This is a genomic window from Motilibacter deserti (assembly GCF_011250635.1).
Classification (GTDB): Bacteria; Actinomycetota; Actinomycetes; order Motilibacterales; family Motilibacteraceae; genus Motilibacter_A; species Motilibacter_A deserti.
This window is the reverse complement of sequence record NZ_JAANNP010000001.1, coordinates 651,577-676,702: the sequence shown is the minus strand read 5'-3', so window position 1 is coordinate 676,702 and position 25,126 is coordinate 651,577. Positions and strand designations below refer to the sequence as shown.

The window sequence follows — 25,126 nt, the reverse complement described above, 5'->3', positions numbered from 1 at the left end:
GTGCGGGACCCCGCCACCTCGGACGCCTTCGTGGCGGCCCTGCACACCCTGCTCGCGGACGACGTGCCCGCGACGGGGGTGGCTCGGCCGGTCGGCTCCGTCGCACTCGTGGGGGGAGGCCCGGGCGACCCGGGGCTGCTGACCGTACGCGGCCTGCAGCTGCTGGCGGCAGCCGACGTCGTCGTCGCCGACCGGCTCGGGCCCACGGCGCTGCTCGACGAGCTCGCGCCCGGGGTGGAGGTCGTCGACGCCTCGAAGACGCCGGGCGGCCGTTCGGTCCCGCAGGAGGAGACGAACGCGCGGCTGGTCGAGCTGGCGTTGCAGGGCAAGCGGGTCGTGCGGCTCAAGGGCGGCGACCCGTACGTCTTCGCCCGCGGGTGGGAGGAGCTGGCCGCCTGCCGGGCGGCGGGGGTGCCGGTCGAGGTCGTCCCCGGCGTGACGAGCGCGCTCGCCGCGCCCGCGGCCGCCGACGTCCCGGTGACCCATCGCGAGCTCGCGCAGGAGTTCGTCGTGGTCTCGGGCCACGTGCCGCCGGGCGACCCGCGGTCCACGGTGGACTGGGAGGCCCTGGCCCGGCTGAACGGCACCCTCGTCCTGCTGATGGCCGTCGACCGGCTCCGGGCGATCAGCGCGGCTCTCATCGCGGGCGGCCGGGCCGAGGACACCCCCGTGGCGGTGGTGCAGGAGGGCACGCTCGTTGGGCAGCGCACGGTGCGCACGACGCTGTCCGCCGCCGCCGAGGACTGCGCGCGGGCGGGCGTCCGGCCCCCTGCGGTCGTCGTCGTGGGCGGCGTGGCCGGGCTCCCCGGCCTCGCCTGACCGAGCGGGTTCTTGTGTCGGGCGTGAAAACTCTTCGGCAGTGAGGCGAAGCGCGGCTCCGCGGCGTTGACAGCGGTTCCGCGCGATAACAGGATACGCCTGCTTCGTCCGGTTCCTGGTCCGCGGAATTCGCGCTTTCCCCCGGGGGCCGGGCTTTCCTTTGTGCCGACCCGCAGGGAGACCGCATTGTCCTCGAGCAACCCGTACGCACCGGCAGCGCCACGCAGGCTGCGCCACCTGCCGCTGGCTTTGGCCGCCGCGCTCGTCCTCGCGCTGCTGACACCCCTCGCGGGTGACCGCACGGCCGAGGCAGCGGCGCCCACCTCGCTGCCGAGCGGGCGGACGGCCTATCGCACGCTCGACGAGTTCAACACGGGCATGGCGGCGCTGGCGGCGTCCGCGCCCCGGACGGTCAAGCAGTTCACGCTGCCGTACCTCTCCAACCAGGGCCGCCCCGTCCACGGCATCGAGGTCACGCACCAGGTGCACAGCACCTCCGACGGCAAGCCCGTGCTGTTCATGATGGGTGCGATCCACGGCAACGAAAAGCCTGCGGCCGAGCACACCTTCGAGTTCGCGCTCGACCTGGTGCAGAACGACGGGGTCGACCCGACGATCACCGGGCTGCTGGACGAGGTCCGGGTCATCTTCGTGCCGATCGTCAACGTCGACGGCTACGCGTTGAACAAGCGGCAGAGCTGTCCGGCACTGCCGGCCGAGTGCACCGCGCGCAACGGCTACGACCTCAACCGCAACTACCCGTTCGGCTGGGGCGGCCAGCCCGCGGCCGCCGGGCCGTCCGCGGGCTCCGAGCCCGAGAACAAGAACGTCATGTGGCTCATCAGCAACCGCCAGGTCACGTCGTTCGCCACGAACCACACCTCCGGGCACATCCTGCTGCGCCCGCCGCTCGAGACGCGCGCCGGCTACGCCCCGGACGAGGAGCTGTACGCCGCGCTGAGCAAGGAGATGACCGACCTCAACGGCTACGTCCCCGGCGTCTCCGCCTACGACTACCAGACCACGGGCGAGACGATCGACTGGTCGTACTTCGCGACCCGGGGCTTCGCCTACACCTTCGAGATCGTCACCGGCGGGTCGGCGCCCGTGTTCCAGCGCGTCGTCGACGACTACCTTGGCATCGGCCAGTACGCGGGCAAGTCCAACCGGGCGGCGTTCCTGAAGCTGCTCGAGCAGACCGCGCGAACGAGCCTGCACTCGGTCATCGAGGGCGACGCGCCCCGTGGGGCGAAGCTCACGATCACCAAGGACTTCAACCTGTGGACCGCGCCCGAGGCCAACGCCGGAACTCCGCTTCCGGTGCCCACGCACCTGGAGTCCTCGCTGTTCGCGGTGGACGGGTCGTTCTCGTGGAACGTCAACCCCTCGGTCCGGCCGCGCCCCGCCTACACCGAGACCGGCGTCGTCGCGACCGGCCCCGGCCAGTTCCTGCAGGAGAGCTGGACCCTCACCTGCTCGACGCCGGACGGCGAGGTGCTGCAGACGGCGTCCGTGCTCGTCGACCTCGGGCAGCAGGCCGACGTGGACCTCGCCGAGTGCCGCTCGGAGTTCCCGTCCTACGCGAAGCTCGGCGAGCTGATCCGGTCGTCCGCGGCGGCGGGCAGCTTCGGCGCTTCGACCGAGGCGAGCCTGCTCGAACGCCTGCAGAAGGCTTCGTCCATGGCGAGCGTCGGCCGTGAGGAGCCGGCCATCGGCTACACCGGCCAGCTGATCGCCCGCGCCAAGAACCAGATCCGGCACGACGCCGCGGCGCGCGACGCGATCGTCGCCGCCGCCGAGGAGCTGGTGCAGGTGCAGCAGGCGCTCGAGGACGAGGAGCTGCGCGGCTCCTGACGTCTGCACGGTCGCGGCCCTCCGGAGGTATCCCCGGAGGGCCGTGCCGTGTCTTGCTCGCATGCCAGACCCGGAGGCGGCGACAGGGGAGCGGCGCTCGTGAGCGCGCGGAGGCGCTCGCACGGTGGCTGGCGCTACTGGGTTCACCGCTACCTCCCGCTCGAGCTGGCCGGGACCGCGTGCGCCCTGCTGGTCGGCGCGGTCGTCCTGGGGCGTACGGGATCGGTGCTCGCCGCCAGCGTCGCCGCGTCCTGGGCCGAGATCGCCGGCTTCTACGCGGCCGCCGCCGTGGCCGAAGGGACACGCCGGCCGGGGGTGGGGCTCGTCGGACGCTGCCGCGCGGTGGTGCGCGGCGTGCCCGCGGTCGTGCTGGAGTTCGGCCCCGCCGAGGGCGTCGACCTGCTCACGCGGCCGGCTCTGATGTGGGCCGGTGCGCACCTGCTTCCGTGGGCCCTGCCCGGGCTGCTGCTCGGGAAGGTCGCGGCGGACGTCGCGTTCTACGTCCTGGCCGGTGGCGCCCACGTCGTCGTGCGCGGGCGGGGGAGCCGGCCACCCGCTTCCGCGGCGACCACGGCCCGGTGGGAGCCCGGGCACGACGACACACCTACTCCGTTCCTGCTGATGGACCTCGACGAGGTGGCCACGGCGTGCGCGCAGCTGCGGGACGGCCTGGAGGGGGTCGCCCTGCACTACGCGGTCAAGTGCAACCCGGACCAGCAGGTGCTCGACGTCCTGCACGGGCTCGGCTGCCGGTTCGAGATCGCCTCGTGGGAGGAGCTCCGCCTGCTCGTCGGGCTCGGCGTCGACCCCGCGGACGTGCTCTACAGCAACCCGGTCAAGCCCGCCGCGCACGTGTCCCGCTGCGCCGAGGCGGGCGTGTGGCGGTTCGCGGTCGACAGCCGGGCCGAGCTGGAGAAGGTGGCCCGGCTCGCCCCGGGCGCCTCCGTCTACGTCCGGATGCGTGCGGTGGGCAGCTCCGGGGCCGTGGCCAGCGAGGGCAAGTTCGGGGTCGACCCGGCGGATGCAGTCGAACTCCTGAGCTCAGCTTCAAGCATCGGCCTTCGTGCGTACGGGCTCGCCTTCCACGTCGGGTCCCAGACCCTGCAGCCGCGGGCGTGGGAGCAGGCCATTGCGCGCGCGGGCGAGGTGATGCGCGAGCTGGCCGGCCGGGGCGTACGCCTGGAGATGCTCGACGTCGGAGGCGGCTTCCCCGCGGCGTACGACACCCCGGTCCCGCCGCCCGCCGCGTTCGGCCGCGTGATCCGCGCGGCGTGCCGGCGGCACCTGCCCTACCCGGTGCTGGTCGTCGCCGAGCCGGGACGCGCGCTCGTCGCCACCGCCGGGACGATGGTCGCGACCGTGGTCGGCGTCGCTCGTCGGCCGGGGGCGACGTGGGTGCACCTGGACGTCGGCGCGCTCAACGGCTTCATCGAGGCGCTGGAGACGGGCATGCGCCTGAGGTACCCGACCGCGGACAGCCGGGGCGGCCCGCAGCAGCGCTACTGCGTCACCGGGCCCACGTGCGACAGCCAGGACACCGTGCTGCGGGAGGCCCCGCTGAGCGCGGGATTGCGCGAGGGGGACCGGGTCTTCCTCGGGTCGGCAGGGGCGTACACCGCCTGCTGCGCCTCCCGGTTCAACGGCTTCGACATCCCGACGGTGCGGCACGTCGCGCGGCGCGCTCCCGGCATCCCGGCGGCACGCTCGGACGCCGGCTCGGTCCAGGCGCCCCGGCCGGCCTGACCTGCGTCCGGGCACACCCGCCCGACCACGAGCCGGGGCGGCCCGCGCGACTTCACCGGTAGGGTCCGCGCGTGACGTCGCTCACCTCGGCGCAGCCGCCCGTCCCCGTCGCGGCCTTCGCGGCGACCCGACGGGCCTGCTACACCGGCTACGTCACCCAGGCCATCGTCAACAACCTCGCGCCGCTGCTCTTCATCGTCTTCCAGACGCGCTACGACGTCCCGCTGGAGATGCTCGGTCGTCTCGTGCTGCTCAACTTCGGCGTGCAGCTGCTGACCGACGTCGTCGCGGTGCGCTTCGTCGACCGCGTCGGCTACCGCCGGCCGCTCGTCCTCGCCCACGTGCTCAGCGTCGTAGGGCTGGTGCTGCTGGCGGTCGCACCGGCGGTCAGCCCATCGGCGTACGCCGGGCTCACCGCCGCGGTCGTCGTGTACGCCGTCGGTGGCGGCCTGCTCGAGGTGCTCGTCAGCCCCGTGGTCGACGCCCTGCCCAGCCCGGCCGAGGGCAAGGCGGCGCAGATGAGCCTGCTGCACTCGTTCTACTGCTGGGGGCAGGTCTCGGTCGTGGCCGGCTCGACGCTGCTGCTGGCGTTGGTGGGCGACGCCGCGTGGCACGTCCTGCCGCTCGTCTGGGCGCTCGTGCCGCTCGCCAACCTCGTCGCGTTCGTCCGGGTGCCGATGCCCGCGACGGTCCCGGACGAGCACCGCACCTCGCTGCGCGCCCTCTTCGGCGCCCCCGCGTTCGTGACCGCGATGCTGCTCATGCTGTGCGCGGGCGCGGCCGAGCTGACGATGGCGCAGTGGTCCTCGCTCTTCGCCGAGGACGGGCTCGGGGTGTCCAAGGTCTGGGGCGACCTCGCCGGGCCGTGCCTGTTCGCGGTGCTCATGGGCATCGGACGGATCGCGTACGGCCTGTGGGGCGAGCGCGTGCCGCTCGCCCCGGCGCTCGTGGGCTGCGGCCTGCTCGCGACGGCGTGCTACCTCGTCGCCGTGCTCTCTCCCGTGCCCGCGCTCAGCCTCGCAGGGTGCGCGGTGTGCGGGCTGGCCGTGAGCCTGCTCTGGCCGGGGACGTTCAGCCTCGCGGCGGCCCGCTTCCCGCTCGGGGGCGCGGCGATGTTCGGCGTGCTCGCCGTCTTCGGCGACGCGGGCGGGGCGGCCGGGCCGTGGCTCGCCGGGGCCGTCGCCGACGCCTCGGCCGGCGGTAGCGGCCTGCTCGGCACGGTCGCCGACGCGCTGCCGGCAGGTGACTCGTCCGGCCTGCGCGTGGGGCTGCTGGTCGCGACGGTGTTCCCGGTCCTCCTCGTGACGGCCGCGGCCTGGTACGCCGTCGCCGTCCGGCGGGCGGGCCACGCCGCGCTGCCGGCAGCCGAGCCGGTGCCGTAGGCCCGCCCCGACGCCTGTTCCGCCCCGACGACGGTTCCGCCCTGACGCCTGTTCCGCCCTGACGCCGGCCCCGCGCCGCGATCTCCGATATCCACAGCCCCTCCGCCGTCCCCAGATGCGTCCGCGCCCGCCCCGCCGACTGCCGCCGGCCGCCAGGGTCGACACCGGGCCGTCGCGGCGACAGCGGCGGTGACCGCGACGAGGAGGAGACAGCGATGAACGACACGACGGTGGCCTTGCGCGGCAACGTCGCCACCGACCCCCGCGCCGGCACGACGGACAAGGGCACACCCGCGACCGACTTCCGGCTGGCGGCGAACGAGCGGCGCCAGGGCCCGGACGGCACGTGGGTCGACGGGGAGACGAGCTACTACACGGTCCGGTGCTTCCGGGCGCTGGCGCAGAACGCGGCCGCGTCGCTGGCGAAGGGCGACCCGGTGGTCGTCATCGGCACGTTGCGGGTGCGGCAGTGGACCAGCGGGGAGCGCAGCGGGACGGCGGTGGAGGTCGACGCCACGTCGGTCGGGCACGACCTCGTCCGCGGGACGAGCAGCTTCACCCGCGTCTCGCGGGCGGTGCGCGAGCCGGACGCGTCCCCGTCGGCCGCAGGCGGCGACGAGCAGCAGGAGGGCGAGGCCGTCCAGCGCGAGCTCGCCGGCGCGACCGGCGGCTGAGGCGCGGCGCCGCCTCGGACCGCTCAGCCCCACCTCGGACCGTCTGCAGCGGTGCCGAGGTGGGGCCGGGCGGTCCAAGGACGGGCATGGGCGCTCGAGTGGCGGGCCGCACTGCCGCTTCCCCGTAGGCTTGGGGGTATGGCGGAGTTCATCTACACGATGCGCAAGGCGCGCAAGGCGCACGGCGACAAGGTCATCCTCGACGACGTGACGCTCTCGTTCCTGCCCGGCGCCAAGATCGGCGTCGTCGGGCCGAACGGCGCCGGCAAGTCGAGCGTCCTCAAGATCATGGCCGGGCTGGACCAGCCCTCGAACGGCGACGCGTTCCTCTCGCCCGGCTACTCCGTCGGCATCCTTCTCCAGGAGCCCCCGCTCAACGAGGAGAAGGACGTCCTGGGCAACGTCCAGGAGGGCGTCGCCGAGACCAAGGGCATGCTCGACCGCTTCAACGAGATCGCCGAGCTCATGGCGACCGACTACAGCGACGAGCTGCTCGAGGAGATGGGCAAGCTGCAGGAGCAGCTCGACCACCGCAACGCCTGGGACCTCGACGCCCAGCTCGAGCAGGCGATGGACGCGCTGCGCTGCCCGCCGCCCGACGCGGACGTCACCGTCCTGTCCGGTGGCGAGCGTCGCCGCGTCGCGCTCTGCAAGCTGCTGCTGTCGGCGCCGGACCTGCTGCTGCTCGACGAGCCGACCAACCACCTCGACGCCGAGAGCGTGCTCTGGCTCGAGCAGCACCTCGCGCAGTACGCCGGCACCGTCGTCGCGGTCACCCACGACCGCTACTTCCTCGACAACGTCGCGCAGTGGATCCTCGAGCTCGACCGCGGCCGCGCCTACCCCTACGAGGGCAACTACTCCACCTACCTCGAAACCAAGGCGACCCGCCTGAAGATCGAGGGCCAGAAGGACGCCAAGCGCGCCAAGCGGCTCAAGGAGGAGCTGGACTGGGTCCGGTCCAACGCGAAGGGCCGCCAGGCCAAGCAGAAGGCCCGCCTCGCCCGCTACGAGGAGATGGCGGCCGAGGCCGACCGCATGCGCAAGCTCGACTTCGAGGAGATCCAGATCCCGCCGGGTCCGCGCCTGGGGTCGATCGTCATCGAGGTCGACAAGCTGACGAAGAGCTTCGACGACCGTGTCCTCATCAAGGACCTGTCGTTCTCGCTCCCGCCGAACGGCATCGTCGGCGTTGTCGGCCCGAACGGCGTCGGCAAGACGACGCTGTTCAAGATGCTCATCGGCGACGAGAAGCCCGACAACGGCTCGATCAAGGTCGGCGAGACCGTGAAGGTCAGCTACGTGGAGCAGACCCGCAGCGGCATCGACCCGAAGAAGACGCTGTGGGAGGTCGTCTCCGACGGCCTGGACTACATCAACGTCGGCCACGTCGAGATGCCGTCCCGCGCCTACGTCAGCGCCTTCGGCTTCAAGGGCCCGGACCAGCAGAAGCCGGCCGGCGTGCTCTCGGGCGGTGAGCGCAACCGGCTCAACCTCGCGCTCACGCTGAAGCAGGGCGGCAACCTGCTCCTGCTCGACGAGCCGACCAACGACCTCGACGTCGAGACCCTGGGGTCGCTGGAGAACGCGCTGCTCGAGTTCCCCGGCTGCGCCGTGGTCGTGTCCCACGACCGGTGGTTCCTCGACCGCGTCGCGACGCACATCCTCGCCTTCGAGGGCACCGAGGAGAACCCGTCGAACTGGTTCTGGTTCGAGGGCAACTTCGAGTCCTACGAGAAGAACAAGGTCGAGCGGCTCGGCTCCGACGCCGCCCGCCCGCACCGCGTGACCTACCGCAAGCTGACCCGCGACTGACCCGTCCGATCGGTCCGTACGAGGCGGTGGCCCTTCCGGGGCCACCGCCTCGTCGCGTCCCCGGCGCCGGTACGGTTCCGCGCATGCCGCGCCACCGCGTACGCGTCCCCATGCGCTGGGGCGACATGGACGCCTTTCAGCACGTCAACAACGTCGCCTATCTCGGGTATCTGGAGGAGGCGCGCGTCGACATGCTCTTCGTCCTCGGCGAGGAGTCCGGCGTCGCGGCGCTGCGCGACGGGGTCGTCGTCGCCCGGCACGAGATCGACTACGTCGCACCACTGGTGTGGCACCCGCGTGGCATCGACATCGACGTGTGGGTCGAGCGGGTCGGGGGCGCGTCGTTCGAGCTGGCCTACGTCGTTCAGGACGACGAGCGGGTCTACGCCCGGGCGCGGTCCACGATGGTGGCCTTCGACCTCGGCGCGGGGCGCGCCCGGCGGCTCACCACGGAGGAGCGCGCGTTCCTCGAGCGGTTCGCGGAGGACGCGCCGCGCTGACCCGCTGCAGCGTGGGACGACCTGTGTCCAGTGCTGTGTCAGCGACACCGGATGCAGGCCGTCCGACGTCCGAGAGCTAGAACTCCCCGGACTCCTTCTGCTGCAGCCGTGCCTCGGTGTCGCCGTCGCCCCCGCGGCCGAGGTTGTCCGCGTCGTCGATCGAGACGTACTCGCTGGGGGCGTCCGCGACCGGCGGCGGGGCGCTGTCGCCGCCGAACACCGCGCCGGTGCGCTCCTGGAACTCGTCGTCCGGGCCGGCGGTCACGCCGTACGGCTCGGCGTAGCCCTCCTGCGGCGCCGTCGAGTCCGCGTCGCTGCCGCTGCCCTGCCGCTCGCTGGACGGGCGGATCGAGGCGGGGCCGATGTTGCCGCCCATGTCGTGCACGTCCCCGTGCAGCCCCTCGCGGTCGCGCTGGGGAAGGTCTTCTCGCTCGTCACTCATGACCTCGACCCTGCCCGGTCACGGTGCCGGTCATGCGCGCGGAGTCAGGCCGCGGGCAGCAGGTCCACCAGCTGCCGGGCGTTGACCTGGGCGTAGTTGCGGTAGCAGTTGTTCAGCAGCACGTGGACCTCCTTTGCCTGCTCGCCCAGGCCCTCGATGCGCGGCGCCCACTCGCGCAGCTCGTCCTCGGCGTACTCGTAGCCGAACCGCTCGTAAATGTCCTTGCTCTCCCACTTCTCGCTGTGGCCGTGGAACCGCACGACCGCGAGGTCGCTGGTGGCGGCGACCACCGGCGGGATGGAGGAGGGGAAGCCCTGGGGCATGTCGACGCTGACGTAGGGGAGGGCGTACGAGCGGAGGAAGTCCAGTGTGTGCTCGCGGTTCTCCTCCGACATCCACGTCCTGTTGCGGAACTCGATGCAGACGCGGTAGGGGTCGCAACGCTCCTTGCACTGCAGGAGGTATTCGCGGTTGCGCGTGCCGATGGGGAACCACTGCGGGAACTGCAGCAGGATCGCGCCGAGCTTGCCGGCGTCGGCGAGCGGTGCCAGTGCCGAGAGGAAGCGCTCCCAGACCTCGTCGACCACGGCGGGGTCCAGGTCCTTGAGGTAGACGTTGCGCTTCGTCGTCTCGGGCCGCAGCTCCTTGTAGAGCGCGCTCACCTTCGTGGGGTGCTGGGTGAGCAGCGAGAAAGCCTTGATGTTGAACGTGAAGCCCGGCGGCGTACGCTCCGCCCACGCGACGCTGTTCCGCTCGCTCGGCGGCGTGTAGTAGGTCGAGTCCACCTCGACGAGCGGGAACTGCGAGGCGTAGTACGCCAAGCGCGTTTCAGCCGTCTTCGCGTCGGGCGGGTACCAGCCCGAGGCGAGCAGCGTCTTGTCCGTCCAGGACGCGGTGCCGACCAGGATCTTGCCCACGGGGCCAGCATGCCCCGTGCACGGCCCGGGCGGAACCCGACGCCGCTCGCCTCGCGCGTGGTCAGGAGGCGGCGGGGGCCGGCAGCTTCACGACCGCCTCGACGGGCAGGTGGTCGCTCGGGAACTGGCCACCCTTCGAGAACGTGTTGATGGCCACCGCGCGCGTCGTCACGCCGGCGCTGGCGAGGATCCAGTCGATGCGGGCGCCGTTGGGCGTGAGCGGCCGGTAGTTGTGGAACGTGCCGTAGACCGGGCTGCGCTCCGCGGCGTTCACCCAGGTGTCCTGCAGCACCCCGTTGGTGACGAGCGTGGAGTAGGGCACGCTGCCCGCGCCCGCGGCGGTGTTGAAGTCGCCGGTCACGATCTTCGGCAGGGCCGGGTTGAGTGCGCGGACACGCTGGTCGATCAGGCTGGCGGCCCGGCGGCGGGCGTTCTCGCTGGAGTTGTCGAGGTGCGTGTTCAACGCGAAGAACTGCTGGTTCGTGACCTTGTCCAGGAACCGCACCCACGTGACCATGCGGATCGAGCCGCCGCCCCAGGTGTTGGAGCCGATGACGTTCGGCGTGTCCGACAGCCAGAAGTGGTCGAACTCGAGCGGCTGCAGCCGGTCGGTGTTGTAGAAGACGGCCATGAACTCGCCGCGGCTGCCACCCTCCCGGCCGACGCCGATCATGCGGTAGTCGTTGCCGGGCAGGTCCTTCTCGATGTCCTGCAGTTGCGAGTAGAGGCCCTCCTGGGTGCCGAGGATGTCCGGGCGCTCCTTGCGGAGCAGGTCGCGCATCACCGGGCGGCGCTCGGCCCAGGAGTTCGGCCGGCTCGTGCTCGCGTAGCGCAGGTTGAACGTCATGACGTGCAGCTCGTCGGCGGCGATCGTGCCGAGGGCGGGCGTGGACCGCTGCGCGGCGTCCGCGGAGGAGCGCGGGAAGACGGCGAGGCCGACGGTGAGCACGACAGCGAGCGCGGCGGCGGCGAGAGCCACCAGGCGCCGTGCCGGGATGGTGGAGGGGGTCACTGACGCTCCCAGGTCGAGGACAGGTGGTCCCGACGCTAGGAACCGCTCATGTCCCTCCCGCGAGCACGAGGCTCATGGGAAGGAACGCGCAAGTGACGAGTCGGAGATCGCCGAACTAGTCTTCGGCCGTCGTGGGGACTAGCCGCAGCCGCAGCTGGACAACCTTCGTCCCGAGGTCGACCTGGCGCCCGATCCTCGCCCAGTAGGCGATGTGCCCGGCGCGCCACTCCTCCACCGACTCGTCGCCCTCGTTCTCGGCCTGCACGAAGTCCCAGCCGACCTCGCCGAAGGTCGAGTGCCGCACGTCGGTGATCTCCACGGTGCCGATGGGGAGCCCCTCGTCGTCGACGAGGACCATCTGCTCGCCGACGTGCTCGACCTCCTCGCCCTCCTCGGCGTACTCGTCGAGCAGCCCGAGCGTGGCCGTCTTCTGCCCGGCCAGCACGAGGCCGTTCAGCCGCGACCGGATGCCACCGGCGTCGCCGAGCTCGAGGGTGCGCAGGTCACCGACGCGTGGGAACACGGCAGGGTCCTCCCGGGGAGAAGAAGCGGTCAGCTGGCGGCGTACCAGACCGCGGTGTCGCCGGGGATCGTGCCGTCACCGTCGAGCGGCGCGCTCGCCAGCAGCACCTCGCCGTCGGCGAGCAGCTCGTCCGGGATCGGCGCCGGGTCGGGGCCGAAGTTCACGACGCAGACGAAGCCGGGCTCGCGCCGGAACGCGAGCACCCCGTCGGCCGACGGCGCCCAGCCGAGCGTGCCGTCGCCGAGGGCCGGCAGCTCCCGGCGCAGCCGGAGCGCGTGGCGGTAGAGCGACAGCATCGACTCCGGGTCGCCCTCCTGCTTCTCCACGCTGAGCTGCGCCCACGCCGGCGGCTGCGGGAGCCAGGGCGTGCCGGACGGGCCGAAGCCGTACGGCGGCTCCTCGCCAGACCACGGGATCGGCACCCGGCAGCCGTCGCGCCCGCGCTCCTGCCCGCCGGTCCGCAGGAACGTCGGGTCCTGCAGCGCCTCGTCGGGCAGGTCCTCGACCTCGGGCAGGCCGAGCTCCTCGCCCTGGTAGACGTATGCGCCGCCGGGCAGCGCGAGCATGAGCAGCGCCGCGGCCCGGGCGCGCCGGGCCCCGGTCCCGCCCCCGCCGTAGCGGGTCACGTGCCGCACCACGTCGTGGTTCGACAGCACCCAGGTGGGCGGCGCGCCGACGCCGGAGAGCGCGTCGATGCTGTCGTCGACCGCCGCCCGGGCCGCCTTGGCGTCCCACGGCGCGAGCAGGAAGCTGAAGTTGAACGCGGTGTGCAGCTCGTCGGGGCGCACGTAGAGCGCGAGGCGCTCCGGGCTGTGCACCCACGCCTCGGCGACGAACGTGCGGTCGCCGGGGTATTCGTCGATGACGCGCCGCCAGCCGCGATAGACCTCGTGGACCTCGTCCTGGTCCCAGTGCGGGTGGCCCTCGACGGCCTGCCCGCTCGTGGCGAAGCGGCCCGCGATGTCGGGCATCCCGGGGTCCTTGGCCAGCCCGTGCGCGACGTCGATGCGGAAGCCGTCGACGCCCCGGTCGAGCCAGAACCGCAGGATCGAGTGGAACTCCGCGACGACCTCGGGGTTCGTCCAGTCCAGGTCGGGCTGCTCGGGCGCGAACAGGTGGAGGTACCACTGGCCGTCCGGCACCTGCTGCCACGCCGGCCCGCCGAAGACCGAGCGCCAGTCGTTCGGCGGCTGCGCGCCGTCGGGGCCTTTGCCGTCGCGGAAGACGTAGCGGGCGCGCTCCGGGCTGCCCGGCGCGGCGGCGAGCGCGGCCTGGAACCACGCGTGCTGGTCCGAGGTGTGGTTGGGCACCAGGTCGACGATCACGCGCAGCCCGAGCTCGTGCGCCTCGCGCAGCAGTGCGTCCGCGTCGTCGAGGGTGCCGAACATCGGCTCGACGTCGCGGTAGTCGGCCACGTCGTAGCCGGCGTCCGCCATCGGCGAGGGGTAGAACGGGTTGATCCAGATCGCGTCGACGCCCAGGTCGCGGATGTAGGGGAGGCGCGACCGGATGCCGGCCAGGTCGCCCATGCCGTCGCCGTCCGCGTCGGCGAAGCTGCGGACGTAGACCTGGTAGATGACGGCGTCACGCCACCACGGGGCACGACCTTCGACCGGGGTCACGACGGCGATCCTGGCACGACGGGCAGGGGCGCGCCTTCGGGCGCCTCGTTGACCAGGCTGTACGCCGCCATGACGAGGTAGTCCCAGAGCTGCTTGTCCTGGTCGGCCGGCAGCGCGATCTCGTCGAGCGCGGCCCGCATGTGCGTCAGCCAGGCCTCGCGCTCGCGCTCGCCGATGCGCCAGCCGCCGTGCCGCATCCGCAGCCGGGGGTGGCCGCGGGTCTCGCTGTAGGTGCGCGGGCCGCCCCAGTACTGCTCGAGGAACATCCGCAGCCGGCCCTCGGCCGCCGTCAGGTCCTCCTCGGGGTAGAGCGGGCGCAGGACGGGGTCGTCGGCGACGCCGGCGTAGAACCGGGCGACGAGCCGCCGGAACGTCTCGCTGCCTCCGACCGACTCGTAGAACGAGGCGCTGCTGTCGTCGCTGCTGCTCACGCGTTCTATCGTCGCACCGGGGGATCGCAGACTCGCGCCGGCTCGGGCCGGCCACCCCGCGCCCACTTCGGCCGACTTCGACGGAAGGACAACGCCATGCCCACCACGCGCATCGCCAACGCCCACTGGGAGGGCTCGCTCATGGAGGGCCAGGGCACCGTGTCCCTGGACTCCTCCGGCCTCGGCACCTACGACGTGACCTGGGCCGCCCGCTCCGCCGAGCCCAATGGCAAGACGAGCCCCGAGGAGCTCATCGCGGCCGCCCACTCGACCTGCTTCTCGATGGCGCTCTCGCACGCCCTCGCCGGTGCCGGCACCCCGCCGGAGAAGGTCGACACCAAGGCCGAGGTCGACTTCCAGCCCGGCAAGGGCATCACCGAGATCCGTCTGACCGTGCGCGCCACCGTGCCCGGCCTGGACGAGGACGGCTTCAAGGCCCAGGCCGAGCAGGCCAAGCAGAACTGCCCGGTCAGCCAGGCCCTCGCCGGCACGACGATCACGCTGGACGCGGCGCTCGCCTGACGCGTACCCGCGCCCGCCCCGTTTGGCAGAATGCCGCATTCTCGCGATAGGTTCGCGAGAATGCGGCATTCTGCCAACGGGGGCTCCGGGTGAATGCGGCATTCTGCCAACGAGGCCCCGCGACAATGCGGCATTCTGCCAACCGGGCCGCGGCCAGAATGCGGCATCGTGCCAACCGAGACCGCGGGCCCTGGCCGCCACGGCGACCGGCTGCGAGGCGAGGTCGGTCAGCGCAGCGGGTTGCTGACCGCGCGCAGGTCCTGCGCGGAGGCGTGGCCGGGGTCGGGGTGGCGGCGCTCGAGCTCCTCCGCGGCGCGGGCGACGTTGCGCTGCATCTCACCGAAGACGACGCCGTGGAAGGGCCAGACGCTCCACCAGTACGCCCGGCCGGCCAGGCCGTGCGGGTGGAAGGTCGCCTTCTGCCGGAACACCGTCCGCCCCTCGCGCGAGCGCTTGACCTCGAGCTCGAGCCAGGCCAGTCCGGGCAGCCGCATCTCGGCGCGCAGCCGGAGCAGGACGCCCTCCTCGACCTCCTCCACCCGCCAGAAGTCCAGCGCCTCGCCGACGTGCAGGTCGTCGGGGTCGCGCCGGCCGCGCCGCAGGCCCGGGCCCCCGCTGAGCCGGTCGAGCACGCCGCGCGCCCGCCAGGCCAGCGGGAAGGAGTACCACCCGCGCTCGCCGCCGATGCCCTCGATCACCCGCCACAGCGCCTGGGGGGAGGCCGCGACGAAGCGCTCGCGCTCGTCGACGTAGAGGTCGCCGCCGGCCCAGTCCGGGTCGGTCGGCAGCGGGTCGCTCGGGGCACCGGGCGTCGACGCCGTGGTCCACGCGGTGGGCACCTGCAGCTCGCGGATCCGGGTCAGGGCGAGCTCGACCGCCCGGTCGAAGCCGACGAGCCCGCCCGGGGGGTCGGGGACGTACTCGGCGATGTCGTGCTCCCGGCAGACCACGGTGTTGCGCAGCGACTCGACGAGAGGCCGCGCGATGCTGCGCGGCACCGGCGTCACCACGCCGACCCAGTGGCTGGACAGCGACGGGCTGAGCACGGGGGTCTTGAGGATGCGCCGGCGCGGCAGGCCGGCGACCCGGGCGTACCTCCTCATCATCTGCTCGTACGTCAGCACGTCCGGCCCGCCGATGTCGAAGGCCCGGTTCACGTCGGCCGGCAGGCCCGCGGCGCCGACGAGGTAGCGCAGGACGTCACGCACGGCGATCGGCTGGATGCGGCTGTCCAGCCACTTGGGCGTCACCATCACGGGGAGGCGCTCGGTGAGGTGGCGCAGCATCTCGAACGACGCCGACCCCGAGCCGAGGATGACCGCGGCCTGCAGGACCGCGGTGGGGACGCCCGACGCGAGCAGGATGAGGCCGACCTCGGCGCGCGAGCGCAGGTGCGGCGACAGCTCCTCGTGCTCGGGCAGCAGCCCGCCGAGGTAGACGATCCGGCCCACGCGCAGCTCCCGCGCCGCCTTCGCGAAGCAGCGGGCGATGGCGCGGTCGGTCGCCTCGAAGCGCGGGCCGGCCGCGAGGCTGTGGATCAGGTAGTACGCGACGTCGACCCCGTCGAGGGCCCGGCGCACGTCGTCCTCCACGGACACGTCGCCGACGACCACCTCGACGTCCCCGCCCCAGGGGTGGTCGCGCAGCTTCTCCGGCCGCCGGGCCAGGACGCGGACCCGGTGGCCCGCCGCCAGCAGCTCGGGCACCAGGCGGCCGCCGATGTAGCCGGTCGCCCCGGTGACCAGGCACAGCTTCTCGCTCACCCCACGATCGTCGCCGCTGCGCCCGCGCCGTGCATCTCCGGACGCCCGACCCGCACGGACGTCTCGATGCGGCCGAGCTCGCCCCGGGTTGGCAGAGACCGGACGGGGGCCGGGCAGGGCGCCCGACCGGGAGCCTCGCGCAGGCCGTCCACAGGGCGTTGTACGACACTGGGCCGATGGCCGACCCCTTGATCGACCGCCCGTGGCTCGCTTCGTACGCCCCCGGCGTGCCGGCCGACGTCGACGTCCCCGACCGGCCGCTCACGGCGCTGCTCGACCGGGCCGTCGCCGAGCACGGGCCCTCGACGGCGCTGGACTTCATGGGGTCCACGACGACGTACGCGCAGCTCGCCCGGCAGGTCGCGCGGGCCGCCGAGGCGCTGCGCCGGCTCGGCGTACGCCCCGGCGACCGGGTCGCGATCGTGCTGCCGAACTGCCCGCAGCACGTCGTCGCGTTCTACGCGGTGCTCCGGCTCGGCGGGGTCGTCGTGGAGCACAACCCGCTCTACACCGCTGACGAGCTCGCGGCCCAGCTCGCCGACTCCGGTGCCCGGGTCGCGGTGGTCTGGGAGAAGACGGCGGCGGCCGTGGACTCGGTGCGCGCCCGGACCGCGGTCGAGACGGTGCTCACCGTCGACCTGTCGGCCGCCCTGCCGCTGGGCAAGCGGCTCGCGCTGCGGCTCCCGGTCGCAAAGGCCCGGCGCACGAGGGAGCAGCTGCGCGCCCCCGTCCCCGCCGGGTCGCGCAGCTGGGAGCGGCTGGTCGCCGCGGCCGCCGAGCTCGACCCCGCGACGCCGCTGCCGGCCGCCGACGACCCCGCGTTGCTGCAGTACACGGGCGGCACGACGGGCACGCCCAGAGGCGCGGTCCTGACCCATCGCAACCTCGCTGCGAACGCCGAGCAGTCGGCCGCGTGGGTCCCGGGCCTGCGGGTCGGGCAGGAGACGTTCTTCGGCGTGCTGCCGATCTTCCACGCGTACGGGCTCACCCTCTGCCTGACCGCCGCCGTCCGGCTGGCCGCGTGCGTGGTGCTGCTGCCGCGGTTCGACGTCGACACGTTCCTCGCCGCCGCCAAGCGCCGTCCGCCGACGTTCCTGCCCGGGGTTCCCGGGATCTACGACCGGCTCGCGGACGCGGTGGAGGAACGCGGCGCGGACCTCTCCTCGATCCGGTTCGCCATCTCGGGGGCGATGTCGCTGCCACCAGCGACCGTCGAGCGCTGGGAGAAGCTGACCGGCGGCCTGCTCGTCGAGGGCTACGGGATGACCGAGACGTCGCCCATCACGATCGGCAACCCCATCTCGGCGCAGCGCCGCCCGGGCACGGTGGGCGTGCCCTTCCCGTCGACCCGGGTGCGGATCGTCGACCCCGAGGACCCGTCGGTCGAGCGCCCGCGCGGCGAGGCGGGGGAGCTGCTGGTGCAGGGGCCGCAGGTGTTCGCCGGCTACTGGCAGCGGCCGGCGGAGACCGCGCAGGCCCTGCTGCCCGGAGGCTGGATCCGCACCGGTGACATCGCCGTGATGGACGAAGACGGCTTCGTGCGCATCGTCGACCGGATCAAGGAGCTCATCATCACGGGCGGGTTCAACGTCTACCCGTCGGAGGTCGAGGACGTGCTGCGCCGGCACGAGGGGGTGCACGACGCGGCCGTGGTCGGCCTGCGCGACGCGTCCGGCAATGAGCTCGTCGCTGCCGCCGTGCAGCCGGCCGAGGGCCACGAGCTCGACCTCGACGCGCTGCGCTCCTGGTGCCGGGAGCGGCTGGCGGGCTACAAGACGCCGCGCCGGATCGTGGCCGTGGCGGACCTGCCGCGCAGCCAGGTGGGCAAGGTGCTGCGCCGGCAGGTGCGCGAGCGGCTCACCCGCGAGGGCTGACCCGCCGGCACCGTTCCGGACGGCAGGCCCGGCCCGTCAGGAGGCGTAGGAGCACTCGCGGCTCCGGCCGCGCGCGGCGGCGATGACGGCGTCGAGCCGGTCGCGGGTCGCGGTCAGCTCGCGGACCTGCGCGTCGATGCGCTCGCGCTCGGCGATGAGCTGCTCGATCATCTCCGGGGTCGCGACCCCGGTGTGCACGCACGGCAGCAGCCCGAGGATCGCCCTGCTGCTCAGGCCCGCGGCATAGAGCGCCTGGACCCAGCGCACCCGCTCGACCGCGTCCTCGCCGTAGTGGCGCTGCCCGCTCGCACTGCGGACGGAGGTCAGCAGCCCCTGCTCCTCGTAGTAGCGCAGCGCCCGCGTGCTCACGCCCGCAGCCGTGGCGACCTCGCCGATCCGCATTGCCCGCCCTCCCGCTCGCTCGTCACGTCACCCGTTCGATGCGTCCGCGGACTTGCCCTTGACGCCAACGTCAAGTCTTAGCGTAGCCGCGCATCGCCCGGGCGCCAGGCCCGGCGTACGACAAGGACGGCGAACTCATGGACATCTCCGGAGCCACGGCACTCGTCACCGGCGCGAACCGCGGCATCGGCCGGCACTTCGTGCTCGAGCTGCTCGAGCGCGGCGCGGCAAAGGTGTACGCGACGGCGCGCGACCCGCGCGCGGTCGACGTCCCCGGGGTCGAGGTGCTCGCACTCGACGTCACGGACCCTGCCTCCGTGGCCGCTGCGGCCGCGGCCGCGCCCGACGTGGACCTGCTGGTCAACAACGCCGGCATCTCGACCGGCACGAACCTCGTCACCGGCGACCTGGACCGGGTCCGGCTCGAGCTCGAGACCAACTTCTTCGGCCCGCTGTCGATGGTGCGCGCGTTCGCGCCCGTCCTCGCGGCCAACGGCGGCGGCGCGGTGGTCAACGTGCTGTCGGCGCTGTCGTGGTTCTCCGCCGACGGCGCCACCGCGTACGCGGCGGCCAAGGCGGCGGCCTGGAGCCTGACCAACGGGGTCCGGCTCGAGCTCGCAGGGCAGGGGACGCTCGTCACCGGCGTGCACCTCGGCGCCGCCGACACCGACATGATGCGGGGCTACGACCTGGACAAGATCGACCCGGCCGACGTCGCTCGCGCCGTGCTCGACGGCGTGCAGGCCGGGCAATGGGAGGTCCTCGTCGACGACTGGAGCCGCGGCGTCAAGGCCAGCCTCGCCGGGGACCCCGCGGCGTTCTACGGCCGGCTGGCGGGCTGAGGGCCGGTCAGCGGCGGCGGTCGGCCGGCAGCCCGCCGAACGTGCCTGCCACGGCGTTGAGGACGGCTGTGGCGTCGTAGGCCCACGGGTTCTCCAGCTCTCCCCAGAGCGCGAGCTCGATCTCGCCGAGGCTCGCGTGCGCGATGGCGACGACCGTGCGCGGGTAGGCGTGCCGCAGCTGGGCCGTGACGCCGGCCGGAAGGGCGGCGCGGACCGCGCGCAGCGTGCGGGCCTCGGCGGCGGCGGCCTGCCCCGCCGCGTCGGGGCGGCACCGGGCGCGGGCCAGGGCGAGCACGTCCGTGAACTCGTCCTGGTCGCCCGCCCACTCCTGTCCCAGCCGCTCCAGCGCCTCGTGCAGCGCCGGGTCGGCCAGGACCGCGGCGGCCTCGAGCTCCTGGCGCCAAAGGTCGTCGTCGGCGCCGTCGAGGCGCTGGAGCAGGGCGTCGACGGCCCGGTGGTCCCCGGTCCGGGCCAGGGCGAGCAGGGCCTCGCAGCGTGCCTGCGGGTCCGGGTCGTGCAGCCGGGCGGCGAGCGCGTCGCGGGCCGCCGGGGAGTCGGCCTCGACCTGGCCGAGCCCGAAGGCGGCCCAGTCGCGTACCCGGGCGTGCTCGTCGGTGCTGAGCTGCGTGAGCGCGGCGACGACGCGGTCGCGCAGCGGCCCGGCGGTCACGACGCCGCCGGGGAGCGCCCGGGCCAGCGCCAGCCGCACCGCCGCGCTCGGGTGGTCGAGGCGTACGGCGTCGAGCAGCGCCTGCGCGGCCGAGGCGTCCCACGCCTTGCCCAACGCGTCGACCGCCTCCTCGACGACCATCTCGTCCGCCGCGGCCAGCTGGAGGATCTGCGCGAGCCTCGGCACTGCCGTGGGCACCATCTGCGGAGAGCCCTCCAGGGAGCTCCCGAGGCGGCGGGCTTCCTCCTGCAGGTTCGACGGCATGTGCGCATCCTGCCCACTGGCGGTCGCGTGTCACGTCGCCGCAGCCCTTCCACGGCGGCAGTGACAGCCCGCTCACCAGCGCGGTGTGGTTCGTGATCTGGGATTCGTGGATTGACGAGAGGGCACGAAGCCCGGCCTTCATCGCCGTCGCGCGGGTGAGGGACGCACCGCGTCGACCGTGCCTACGCGGGAGTCACCGGGCCAGCCGGATGCGGCGCCTCGCCACGAGGAGCTCGCGGACCGGGCGGCCCGGCCCGGGGCGGCAATAGGCCCGGCCACCGCGGAAGGCGAGCTGCCACCCCTTCAGCGGCACGGGGTGCACCTCGCCCGCCGCCACCTGCACCACCTTGCCGCCGACGGCCTGGAACAGGTGCAGGCCGAGGTAGATGGGCTTGTCGTCGGCGCCCTGCAACGACGGGACGTCGATCACGAGGTAGGGCACCAGCGCGGACGGCGTGCCCGCCACCGATCCGTAGCGCACCGGCCGCAGATGCACGTCGGTGACGTCGTCCAGCGCCGCCCGCCCGCGCTGCATGCGTACTGGGCCGAAGTCGCTGCTGGAGTACGTGCGGTTCGCCCAGTCGGTGCCACGGAGGACCTCGCGGGCGGGCAGCGTCGGCCGGCCGGCGGCCAGCGCGCCACCGGGCTGCCCGACCGCTCCGAGGACGAGGGCGCCGAGCACTGTGCGGCGGGCGAGCAGTTCCCTGGCCACGGCGGTCCCTTCGTCGGCGGCCCGCCAACGATGACAGACGAATGGGCGTCGCCGACAGCCTCAGCGCACCGGCAGCACCAGCGGCGCGCCCGTGCGGGGATGGGGGAGGACCTCGACGGGGTGGGAGTAGACCCGGGTGAGCAGCTCGGCCGTGAACACCTGCGCCGGTGGCCCGCAGGCGGCGACCCGCCCGTCGGCCAGCACCGCCACCCGGTCGGCGTGCGCTGCGGCGGTCACGAGGTCGTGGAGCACGATGACGACCGCGTCGCCCCGGCTCGCGCGCTCGCGGGCGACCTGCAGCACGAGCTCGACGTGGTGCAGGTCGAGCGCCGCCGTGGGCTCGTCCAGCAGCAGGAGCGGGGTCTGCTGGGCGAGGACGCGAGCAAGCGCCACCCGCCCGCGCTCGCCGCCGGACAACGACAGGAAGCCGCGCCCGGCCAGCTGCTCCACGTCGGTCTGCGCCATCGCCTCGGCCAGCACGCGCTCGTCGTCGTCCTCGGCGTCCGTGCCGGCCCACGGCCGGCGGCCCATCCGGACCACCTCGGAGACGGTGAAGGGGAACGCGAGGGCGACCTGCTGCGGCAGGACTGCGCGCCGGCGGCTCAGCTGCGCTACCGACCAGTCGGCCACGGGCCGTCCGAGCAGCTCGACGTCCCCGACGTCGGGCTCCCGGTCCCCGGACAGCACGCCCAGCAGCGTGGACTTGCCCGCGCCGTTGGGGCCGACGAGGGCGAGCACCTCGCCGCTGCGTACGTCCAGCGTCACGTCCGCGAGGACGGCGCGCGCGCCGAGGCGCACGCCGACCCCGCGTGCTGCGGCTGCCACCTGCCCGGCCGCCGGGCGCTGCGGCTCGTCGGGCTGGGGCGAGAGCCGCCCGAGCAGCCCCCTCACGCCCAGCCTCCCTGCCGCGCGCGCGTGCGGTGCAGGAGCCAGAAGAAGAAGGGGCCGCCGACGAGGGCGGTGAGCGAGCCGAGCGGCACCTCGGCCGGCGCGGCGATCGTCCGCGCGGCGAGGTCCCCGGCGATGAGGACGGCCGCGCCGGCGAGCGCGCTCGCGGGCACCAGCAGCCGGTGGCCCGGCCCGGCGACCATCCGGACGGCGTGGGGCACGACGAGCCCGACGAAGCTGATGATGCCCGCGACGGCGACCGCGGCGGAGGTGAGCAGGGCCACGACGACGATCAGCACCAGGCGCAGCCGCTCGACGTCCACCCCGAGGTGGCGCGCCGGGTGGTCGCCGAGCGCGAGCAGGTCGAGCCGCCGGGCGAAGCGCGGAGCGGCGAGGAGCCCCAGCGCCGCGACCGGCGCGACCGCCCACACCGCCGGCCACGTCGCCGAGCCGATGCTGCCGAGGTTCCAGAAGGTGATGCTGCGCAGTTCCGCGTCGTCGGCGAAGAACGTCAGCAGCCCGATGGCTGCGCCCGTCACGGCGTTGACGGCGATGCCGGTCAGCACCAGGGTCACGACCTCGGCCCGGCCCGAGGACCGGGAGAACGCGTAGACCCCCAGCGTCGTCACGAGCCCGCCGAGGAACGCGGCTCCCGTGACCGTCCAGCCGCCGAACCCCGAGACGCCCAGCGCGATGGCCGCGACCGCGCCGAGCGCCGCGCCCGACGAGACGCCGATGACCCCTGGCTCTGCGAGCGGGTTGCCGAAGACGCCCTGCATCAAGGCCCCGGCGCACGCGAGCGACGCCCCCACCAGCGCACCGAGGACGACACGGGGGAAGCGGATTTCCCACAAGACAGTTTCACCGGTCGGGTCGGGCATCGTCCCGACGTCGACGCCCACCCGGTGCAGGACCGAGGAGAGGACCTGCAGGGGAGGAACGGAGTACGCCCCGGTCGCGCAGGCCAGCAGGACCACCGCGACGAGGGCGAGCGCGAGGCCGGCGAGCAGCACGGGCCCGCGCGTGCGGCCGCGTGCGGTGGCGGGAGCGAGCGGCCGCATCACGAGCCGTGCAGCCGGCCGACCAGGTCGGCGAGCACCTGCGCCGTGCGCGGGCCGAAGTTGAGCAGAACCCCGTCCTCGACCGAGACGATGCGGCGGTCGCGGCCGGCGGGGGTCTGGGCGATGCCGGCGATCTTGACCATGCCGTCGACGCCGCCGACCGACTCCAGCCCCTTGCTCATCACGAGGATGACGTCGGGCCGCGCCGCGACGAGGGCCTCGGTCGTGATCGGCGTGAAGGCGTCGAGCCCCAGGGCCGTTCCGGCGTCCTGCGCGCCCGCGGCTGCGATGAGGGAGTCTGCTCCCGAGCCCTTGCCGCCGAGCAGGTAGACCCCGGCCGTGCCGCGCAGGTAGAGGAAGGCGACCCGGGGCTTGGTGCCACCGGACGGGACCTGAGCCTGGGCGGCGCGGATCTCGGCGGTCGTCCGCTCGGCCAGCTGCTTCCCGGCCCTGGCGACGCCCAGCGCGCTCGCGATCGTCGTGATGCGCGGGAGGACGTCCTCGAGGCTCGTCGCCGTGTCGAGGACGACGATGGGCACGCCTGCCTTGCGCAGCTGCTCGAGCGACTCCTTCGGCCCGGTGTCGGTGTCCGCCAGCACCACCGTCGGCCGGAGCGCCAGCACGCCCTCCGCGGACACGTCATGGGCGTGGGTCACCACGGGAAGGCCTTCGGCCTCGTGGAACGTCGTGGCCACGTCGCGCCCCACGACGTTGTCGCCGAGGCCGAGGGAGAAGACGATCTCGGCGATGGAGCCGGTGAGCGGGATGATGCGGCTCGCGTCCTCCACCGTGACCTTCCGGCCGTCGGCGGAGTCGACGGTGACCGGCAGCTCCGGGGTGGGGACGGTGCCGAGCGGGTGCAGCGTCCGGCTGTCGACGCCCCGAACCGTGCCCGCGGCGCTCGACTCCGTTGCCTCGCGCGGGGTCGCACCGGTCGAGCCTCCGCCGCAGCCGGCCAGCAGCCCGAACGCGAGCAGAAGGGCGAAGCTGGCAGCGGGGAAGCGAGGTTCACGCATCGGAGGCGTCCCGTCGGGCGCGGCGGGACATGACGAGCACAGCACCGACTGCGGCCGCCGCGGCTACCCCGCCGCCGGCGGCGAGCCCAACGCTCACGCCCGGGCCGGAGGACGGCTCGTCCTCGGCCGCAGCGGGCGTGCCGGTCGGGGCCGGCGGGGCGGCGCTGCTGCCGGTGAAGCTGACGGGCACCACGACGTCCTGGGTCCGGTCGCTGCTGCGGGTGTGGTCCGCCCGGGTCACGACCGCGCAGCGCGTGACCGTGCAGTCGACGTCCTCGCTGATCTGCCTGCTCACGGTCAGCGTCACCGAGAACGCGCCGCCGGGGGAGAAGGGCCTGGCCAGCGTCTTGCCGTAGTCCGGGGGGTCCGACGACACCCACTGCGACGCCCCGCTGGCGCCCGTGGTGTCGACGCCTCCGCCGCAGGGCGACGGCGGGAGCCCCGGCTCGGGCACGACGCAGAAGGCGACGTAGACCCCCTTCTCCTCGTCGTAGCCGTTGCCCGTCACGGTCACCTGCTGGCCGGCCGGGTCGAGCCCGTCGGCCTGCGAGACGGTCAACGTCTGCCCCTCCTCGCCGCGCTGCGTGACGGGGGTGGCAGCTGTCGCGGGAGCGGCGACGGCGAGCCAGGCGCCCGCCAGCGCCAGCACGGCGGCCCGGCGCGACGCGGTCATCGGCGCAGGAGCGCCCGGGCGACGTCGTCCAGGGAGGCGAGCATCCGGGTGTTGTGGTCGTACGCGACGAGGACCTCCTCGATCACGCGCTCCTGCTCCTGCCCGTCCCACGGGGCGGCGTCGAGCAGGGCGCGGTAGCGGTCCTTGAACGACTTCGGCTTGGGGATCTGCTCGAAGCGGTAGAACCGGACGCCGTCCTCGTCCAGGCCGTAGGTGCGGGCGACGAGCGTGCCGAGAATCTGCCCGCCGGACAGGTCCCCGAGGTAGCGGGTGTAGTGGTGGGCGACGAAGCCCGCGGGCCAGTCGAAGCAGACCTCGCGCAGCCGGGCGCAGTAGGCGCGGGTCGCTGCGGTCGGCGCCGAGAGGGCCCGCCAGCCCGGGCCGAGCAGGAACGCCAGGTCGGCCTCGAGCGCGCCCAGCCGGCGCAGCTCATCGGCGACGAACAGCCCGGCGACGGGGTCGGCCCGCATCGCGTCGCCCGCCTCCTCGAGCACCGCGTAGACCGCGTGCTGCTGGGCGGCGAGGGCGGCGTAGCCCTCCAACGGAAGCTCCCCCGAGGTCAGTGCGCTCATGTAGCCCGAGTGCTCGGCACCGGCGTGGCCCTGCCGGGTGCGCTCACGCAGCCGGGTGGAGAAGGGGGTGTCGGGCGCAGCCGCCGACGCAGCTTCGGGGCGGGTGGCCGTCATGGGGTCCTCGTCGTGCTCG

The 25,126-nt window shown here is 73.7% G+C and carries 25 protein-coding genes; 10 read left to right on the top strand and 15 right to left on the bottom strand.

Going from position 1 to position 25,126, the window contains the following annotated elements:
- The 7 genes from cobA to G9H71_RS03075 all read left to right on the top strand — a co-directional run bounded on the left by cobA (window position 1) and on the right by G9H71_RS03075 (window position 8,787).
- Window positions 1–819, top strand: a complete 819-nt coding sequence (cobA, locus tag G9H71_RS25440) for a uroporphyrinogen-III C-methyltransferase (protein WP_407939669.1) — start codon at window positions 1–3, stop codon at window positions 817–819.
- A gap of 186 nt (window positions 820–1,005) precedes the next feature.
- Window positions 1,006–2,673: a zinc carboxypeptidase gene (locus tag G9H71_RS03100; protein WP_166277659.1), complete on the top strand. Its 1,668-nt coding sequence runs from the start codon at window positions 1,006–1,008 to the stop codon at window positions 2,671–2,673.
- Between the two features lie 99 nt (window positions 2,674–2,772).
- On the top strand, window positions 2,773–4,416 hold the full coding sequence (locus G9H71_RS03095; protein ID WP_166277655.1) for a type III PLP-dependent enzyme: 1,644 nt from the start codon (window positions 2,773–2,775) through the stop codon (window positions 4,414–4,416).
- 71 nt (window positions 4,417–4,487) lie between these two features.
- Complete coding sequence (locus tag G9H71_RS03090) at window positions 4,488–5,798, top strand: MFS transporter (protein ID WP_166277651.1); 1,311 nt, start codon at window positions 4,488–4,490, stop codon at window positions 5,796–5,798.
- 215 nt (window positions 5,799–6,013) lie between these two features.
- Window positions 6,014–6,472: a single-stranded DNA-binding protein gene (locus G9H71_RS03085; protein ID WP_166277648.1), complete on the top strand. Its 459-nt coding sequence runs from the start codon at window positions 6,014–6,016 to the stop codon at window positions 6,470–6,472.
- Window positions 6,473–6,610: 138 nt separating this feature from the next.
- Window positions 6,611–8,287 (top strand): energy-dependent translational throttle protein EttA, encoded by a 1,677-nt coding sequence (ettA, locus tag G9H71_RS03080; RefSeq protein WP_166277645.1) that lies wholly within the window; start codon window positions 6,611–6,613, stop codon window positions 8,285–8,287.
- An 83-nt stretch (window positions 8,288–8,370) separates the two neighbouring features.
- Window positions 8,371–8,787, top strand: a complete 417-nt coding sequence (locus G9H71_RS03075; protein WP_166277642.1) for an acyl-CoA thioesterase — start codon at window positions 8,371–8,373, stop codon at window positions 8,785–8,787.
- 76 nt (window positions 8,788–8,863) lie between these two features.
- Here the strand turns inward: G9H71_RS03075 and G9H71_RS03070 are convergent, their stop codons facing one another.
- The 6 genes from G9H71_RS03070 to G9H71_RS03045 form a co-directional block, all read right to left on the bottom strand.
- Window positions 8,864–9,229 (bottom strand): hypothetical protein, encoded by a 366-nt coding sequence (locus tag G9H71_RS03070; RefSeq protein WP_166277639.1) that lies wholly within the window; start codon window positions 9,227–9,229, stop codon window positions 8,864–8,866.
- Between the two features lie 44 nt (window positions 9,230–9,273).
- Complete coding sequence (locus G9H71_RS03065) at window positions 9,274–10,146, bottom strand: DUF72 domain-containing protein (RefSeq protein ID WP_166277636.1); 873 nt, start codon at window positions 10,144–10,146, stop codon at window positions 9,274–9,276.
- Between the two features lie 61 nt (window positions 10,147–10,207).
- Window positions 10,208–11,158 (bottom strand): endonuclease/exonuclease/phosphatase family protein, encoded by a 951-nt coding sequence (locus tag G9H71_RS03060; protein WP_331272711.1) that lies wholly within the window; start codon window positions 11,156–11,158, stop codon window positions 10,208–10,210.
- 115 nt (window positions 11,159–11,273) lie between these two features.
- Window positions 11,274–11,681: an ASCH domain-containing protein gene (locus G9H71_RS03055; protein WP_166277633.1), complete on the bottom strand. Its 408-nt coding sequence runs from the start codon at window positions 11,679–11,681 to the stop codon at window positions 11,274–11,276.
- Between the two features lie 29 nt (window positions 11,682–11,710).
- Window positions 11,711–13,303 carry a glycoside hydrolase family 13 protein gene (locus G9H71_RS03050; RefSeq protein ID WP_331272710.1) on the bottom strand — a complete coding sequence of 531 codons (1,593 nt, stop codon included), beginning with the start codon at window positions 13,301–13,303 and terminating at the stop codon, window positions 11,711–11,713.
- Complete coding sequence (locus G9H71_RS03045) at window positions 13,300–13,734, bottom strand: globin (RefSeq protein WP_166277630.1); 435 nt, start codon at window positions 13,732–13,734, stop codon at window positions 13,300–13,302. The genes G9H71_RS03050 and G9H71_RS03045 overlap by 4 nt, the downstream gene beginning before the upstream one ends.
- Window positions 13,735–13,830: 96 nt before the next feature.
- Here G9H71_RS03045 and G9H71_RS03040 point away from each other — a divergent pair, with 96 nt between their 5' ends.
- Complete coding sequence (locus G9H71_RS03040; RefSeq protein WP_166277627.1) at window positions 13,831–14,256, top strand: OsmC family protein; 426 nt, start codon at window positions 13,831–13,833, stop codon at window positions 14,254–14,256.
- Window positions 14,257–14,483: 227 nt separating this feature from the next.
- On the opposite strand, the gene G9H71_RS03035 is transcribed toward G9H71_RS03040, so the two are convergent.
- Complete coding sequence (locus tag G9H71_RS03035; protein WP_166277624.1) at window positions 14,484–16,019, bottom strand: SDR family oxidoreductase; 1,536 nt, start codon at window positions 16,017–16,019, stop codon at window positions 14,484–14,486.
- Window positions 16,020–16,195: 176 nt separating this feature from the next.
- Between G9H71_RS03035 and G9H71_RS03030 the strand changes: the two genes are divergently transcribed.
- Window positions 16,196–17,893, top strand: coding sequence for a long-chain-fatty-acid--CoA ligase (locus tag G9H71_RS03030; RefSeq protein WP_166277621.1), 1,698 nt, complete (start codon window positions 16,196–16,198; stop codon window positions 17,891–17,893).
- A gap of 36 nt (window positions 17,894–17,929) precedes the next feature.
- On the opposite strand, the gene G9H71_RS03025 is transcribed toward G9H71_RS03030, so the two are convergent.
- Complete coding sequence (locus tag G9H71_RS03025; protein ID WP_166277616.1) at window positions 17,930–18,295, bottom strand: MerR family transcriptional regulator; 366 nt, start codon at window positions 18,293–18,295, stop codon at window positions 17,930–17,932.
- Between the two features lie 137 nt (window positions 18,296–18,432).
- On the opposite strand from G9H71_RS03025, the gene G9H71_RS03020 reads away from it, so the two are divergent.
- Entirely contained in the window at window positions 18,433–19,137 is a 705-nt protein-coding gene (locus tag G9H71_RS03020; protein WP_166277613.1) for an SDR family oxidoreductase, read from the top strand.
- A gap of 7 nt (window positions 19,138–19,144) precedes the next feature.
- Here the strand turns inward: G9H71_RS03020 and G9H71_RS03015 are convergent, their stop codons facing one another.
- The 7 genes from G9H71_RS03015 to G9H71_RS02985 all read right to left on the bottom strand — a co-directional run bounded on the left by G9H71_RS03015 (window position 19,145) and on the right by G9H71_RS02985 (window position 25,107).
- Entirely contained in the window at window positions 19,145–20,071 is a 927-nt protein-coding gene (locus G9H71_RS03015; protein ID WP_166277610.1) for a HEAT repeat domain-containing protein, read from the bottom strand.
- Between the two features lie 193 nt (window positions 20,072–20,264).
- A complete protein-coding gene (locus G9H71_RS03010; protein WP_166277607.1) occupies window positions 20,265–20,783 on the bottom strand; it encodes a hypothetical protein in 519 nt (172 codons plus the stop codon).
- 60 nt (window positions 20,784–20,843) lie between these two features.
- Window positions 20,844–21,674, bottom strand: coding sequence for a heme ABC transporter ATP-binding protein (locus G9H71_RS03005; RefSeq protein WP_166277604.1), 831 nt, complete (start codon window positions 21,672–21,674; stop codon window positions 20,844–20,846).
- Window positions 21,671–22,732 (bottom strand): FecCD family ABC transporter permease, encoded by a 1,062-nt coding sequence (locus G9H71_RS03000; protein ID WP_166278996.1) that lies wholly within the window; start codon window positions 22,730–22,732, stop codon window positions 21,671–21,673. The genes G9H71_RS03005 and G9H71_RS03000 overlap by 4 nt, the downstream gene beginning before the upstream one ends.
- Window positions 22,732–23,748 (bottom strand): heme/hemin ABC transporter substrate-binding protein, encoded by a 1,017-nt coding sequence (locus G9H71_RS02995; protein ID WP_166277601.1) that lies wholly within the window; start codon window positions 23,746–23,748, stop codon window positions 22,732–22,734. Before G9H71_RS02995 ends, G9H71_RS03000 begins: the two co-directional genes overlap by 1 nt.
- Window positions 23,741–24,421, bottom strand: coding sequence for a hypothetical protein (locus G9H71_RS02990; protein ID WP_166277598.1), 681 nt, complete (start codon window positions 24,419–24,421; stop codon window positions 23,741–23,743). The genes G9H71_RS02995 and G9H71_RS02990 overlap by 8 nt, the downstream gene beginning before the upstream one ends.
- Window positions 24,418–25,107 carry a biliverdin-producing heme oxygenase gene (locus tag G9H71_RS02985; RefSeq protein WP_166277595.1) on the bottom strand — a complete coding sequence of 230 codons (690 nt, stop codon included), beginning with the start codon at window positions 25,105–25,107 and terminating at the stop codon, window positions 24,418–24,420. Before G9H71_RS02985 ends, G9H71_RS02990 begins: the two co-directional genes overlap by 4 nt.
- Window positions 25,108–25,126: the final 19 nt, after the last annotated feature.

Bases quoted from the DNA above. Each gene is read 5' to 3' on its own strand.
- G9H71_RS03025 (WP_166277616.1), bottom strand. From the start codon at position 18,295: ATGCGGATCGGCGAGGTCGCCACGGCTGCGGGCGTGAGCACGCGGGCG.
- G9H71_RS03015 (WP_166277610.1), bottom strand. From the start codon at position 20,071: ATGCCGTCGAACCTGCAGGAGGAAGCCCGCCGCCTCGGGAGCTCCCTG.
- G9H71_RS03075 (WP_166277642.1), top strand. From the start codon at position 8,371: ATGCCGCGCCACCGCGTACGCGTCCCCATGCGCTGGGGCGACATGGAC.
- ettA (WP_166277645.1), top strand. From the start codon at position 6,611: ATGGCGGAGTTCATCTACACGATGCGCAAGGCGCGCAAGGCGCACGGC.
- G9H71_RS03070 (WP_166277639.1), bottom strand. From the start codon at position 9,229: ATGAGTGACGAGCGAGAAGACCTTCCCCAGCGCGACCGCGAGGGGCTG.
- G9H71_RS02985 (WP_166277595.1), bottom strand. From the start codon at position 25,107: ATGACGGCCACCCGCCCCGAAGCTGCGTCGGCGGCTGCGCCCGACACC.
- G9H71_RS02990 (WP_166277598.1), bottom strand. From the start codon at position 24,421: ATGACCGCGTCGCGCCGGGCCGCCGTGCTGGCGCTGGCGGGCGCCTGG.
- G9H71_RS03020 (WP_166277613.1), top strand. From the start codon at position 18,433: ATGGACATCTCCGGAGCCACGGCACTCGTCACCGGCGCGAACCGCGGC.
- G9H71_RS03000 (WP_166278996.1), bottom strand. From the start codon at position 22,732: ATGCGGCCGCTCGCTCCCGCCACCGCACGCGGCCGCACGCGCGGGCCC.
- G9H71_RS03085 (WP_166277648.1), top strand. From the start codon at position 6,014: ATGAACGACACGACGGTGGCCTTGCGCGGCAACGTCGCCACCGACCCC.
- G9H71_RS03040 (WP_166277627.1), top strand. From the start codon at position 13,831: ATGCCCACCACGCGCATCGCCAACGCCCACTGGGAGGGCTCGCTCATG.
- G9H71_RS03030 (WP_166277621.1), top strand. From the start codon at position 16,196: ATGGCCGACCCCTTGATCGACCGCCCGTGGCTCGCTTCGTACGCCCCC.
- G9H71_RS02995 (WP_166277601.1), bottom strand. From the start codon at position 23,748: ATGCGTGAACCTCGCTTCCCCGCTGCCAGCTTCGCCCTTCTGCTCGCG.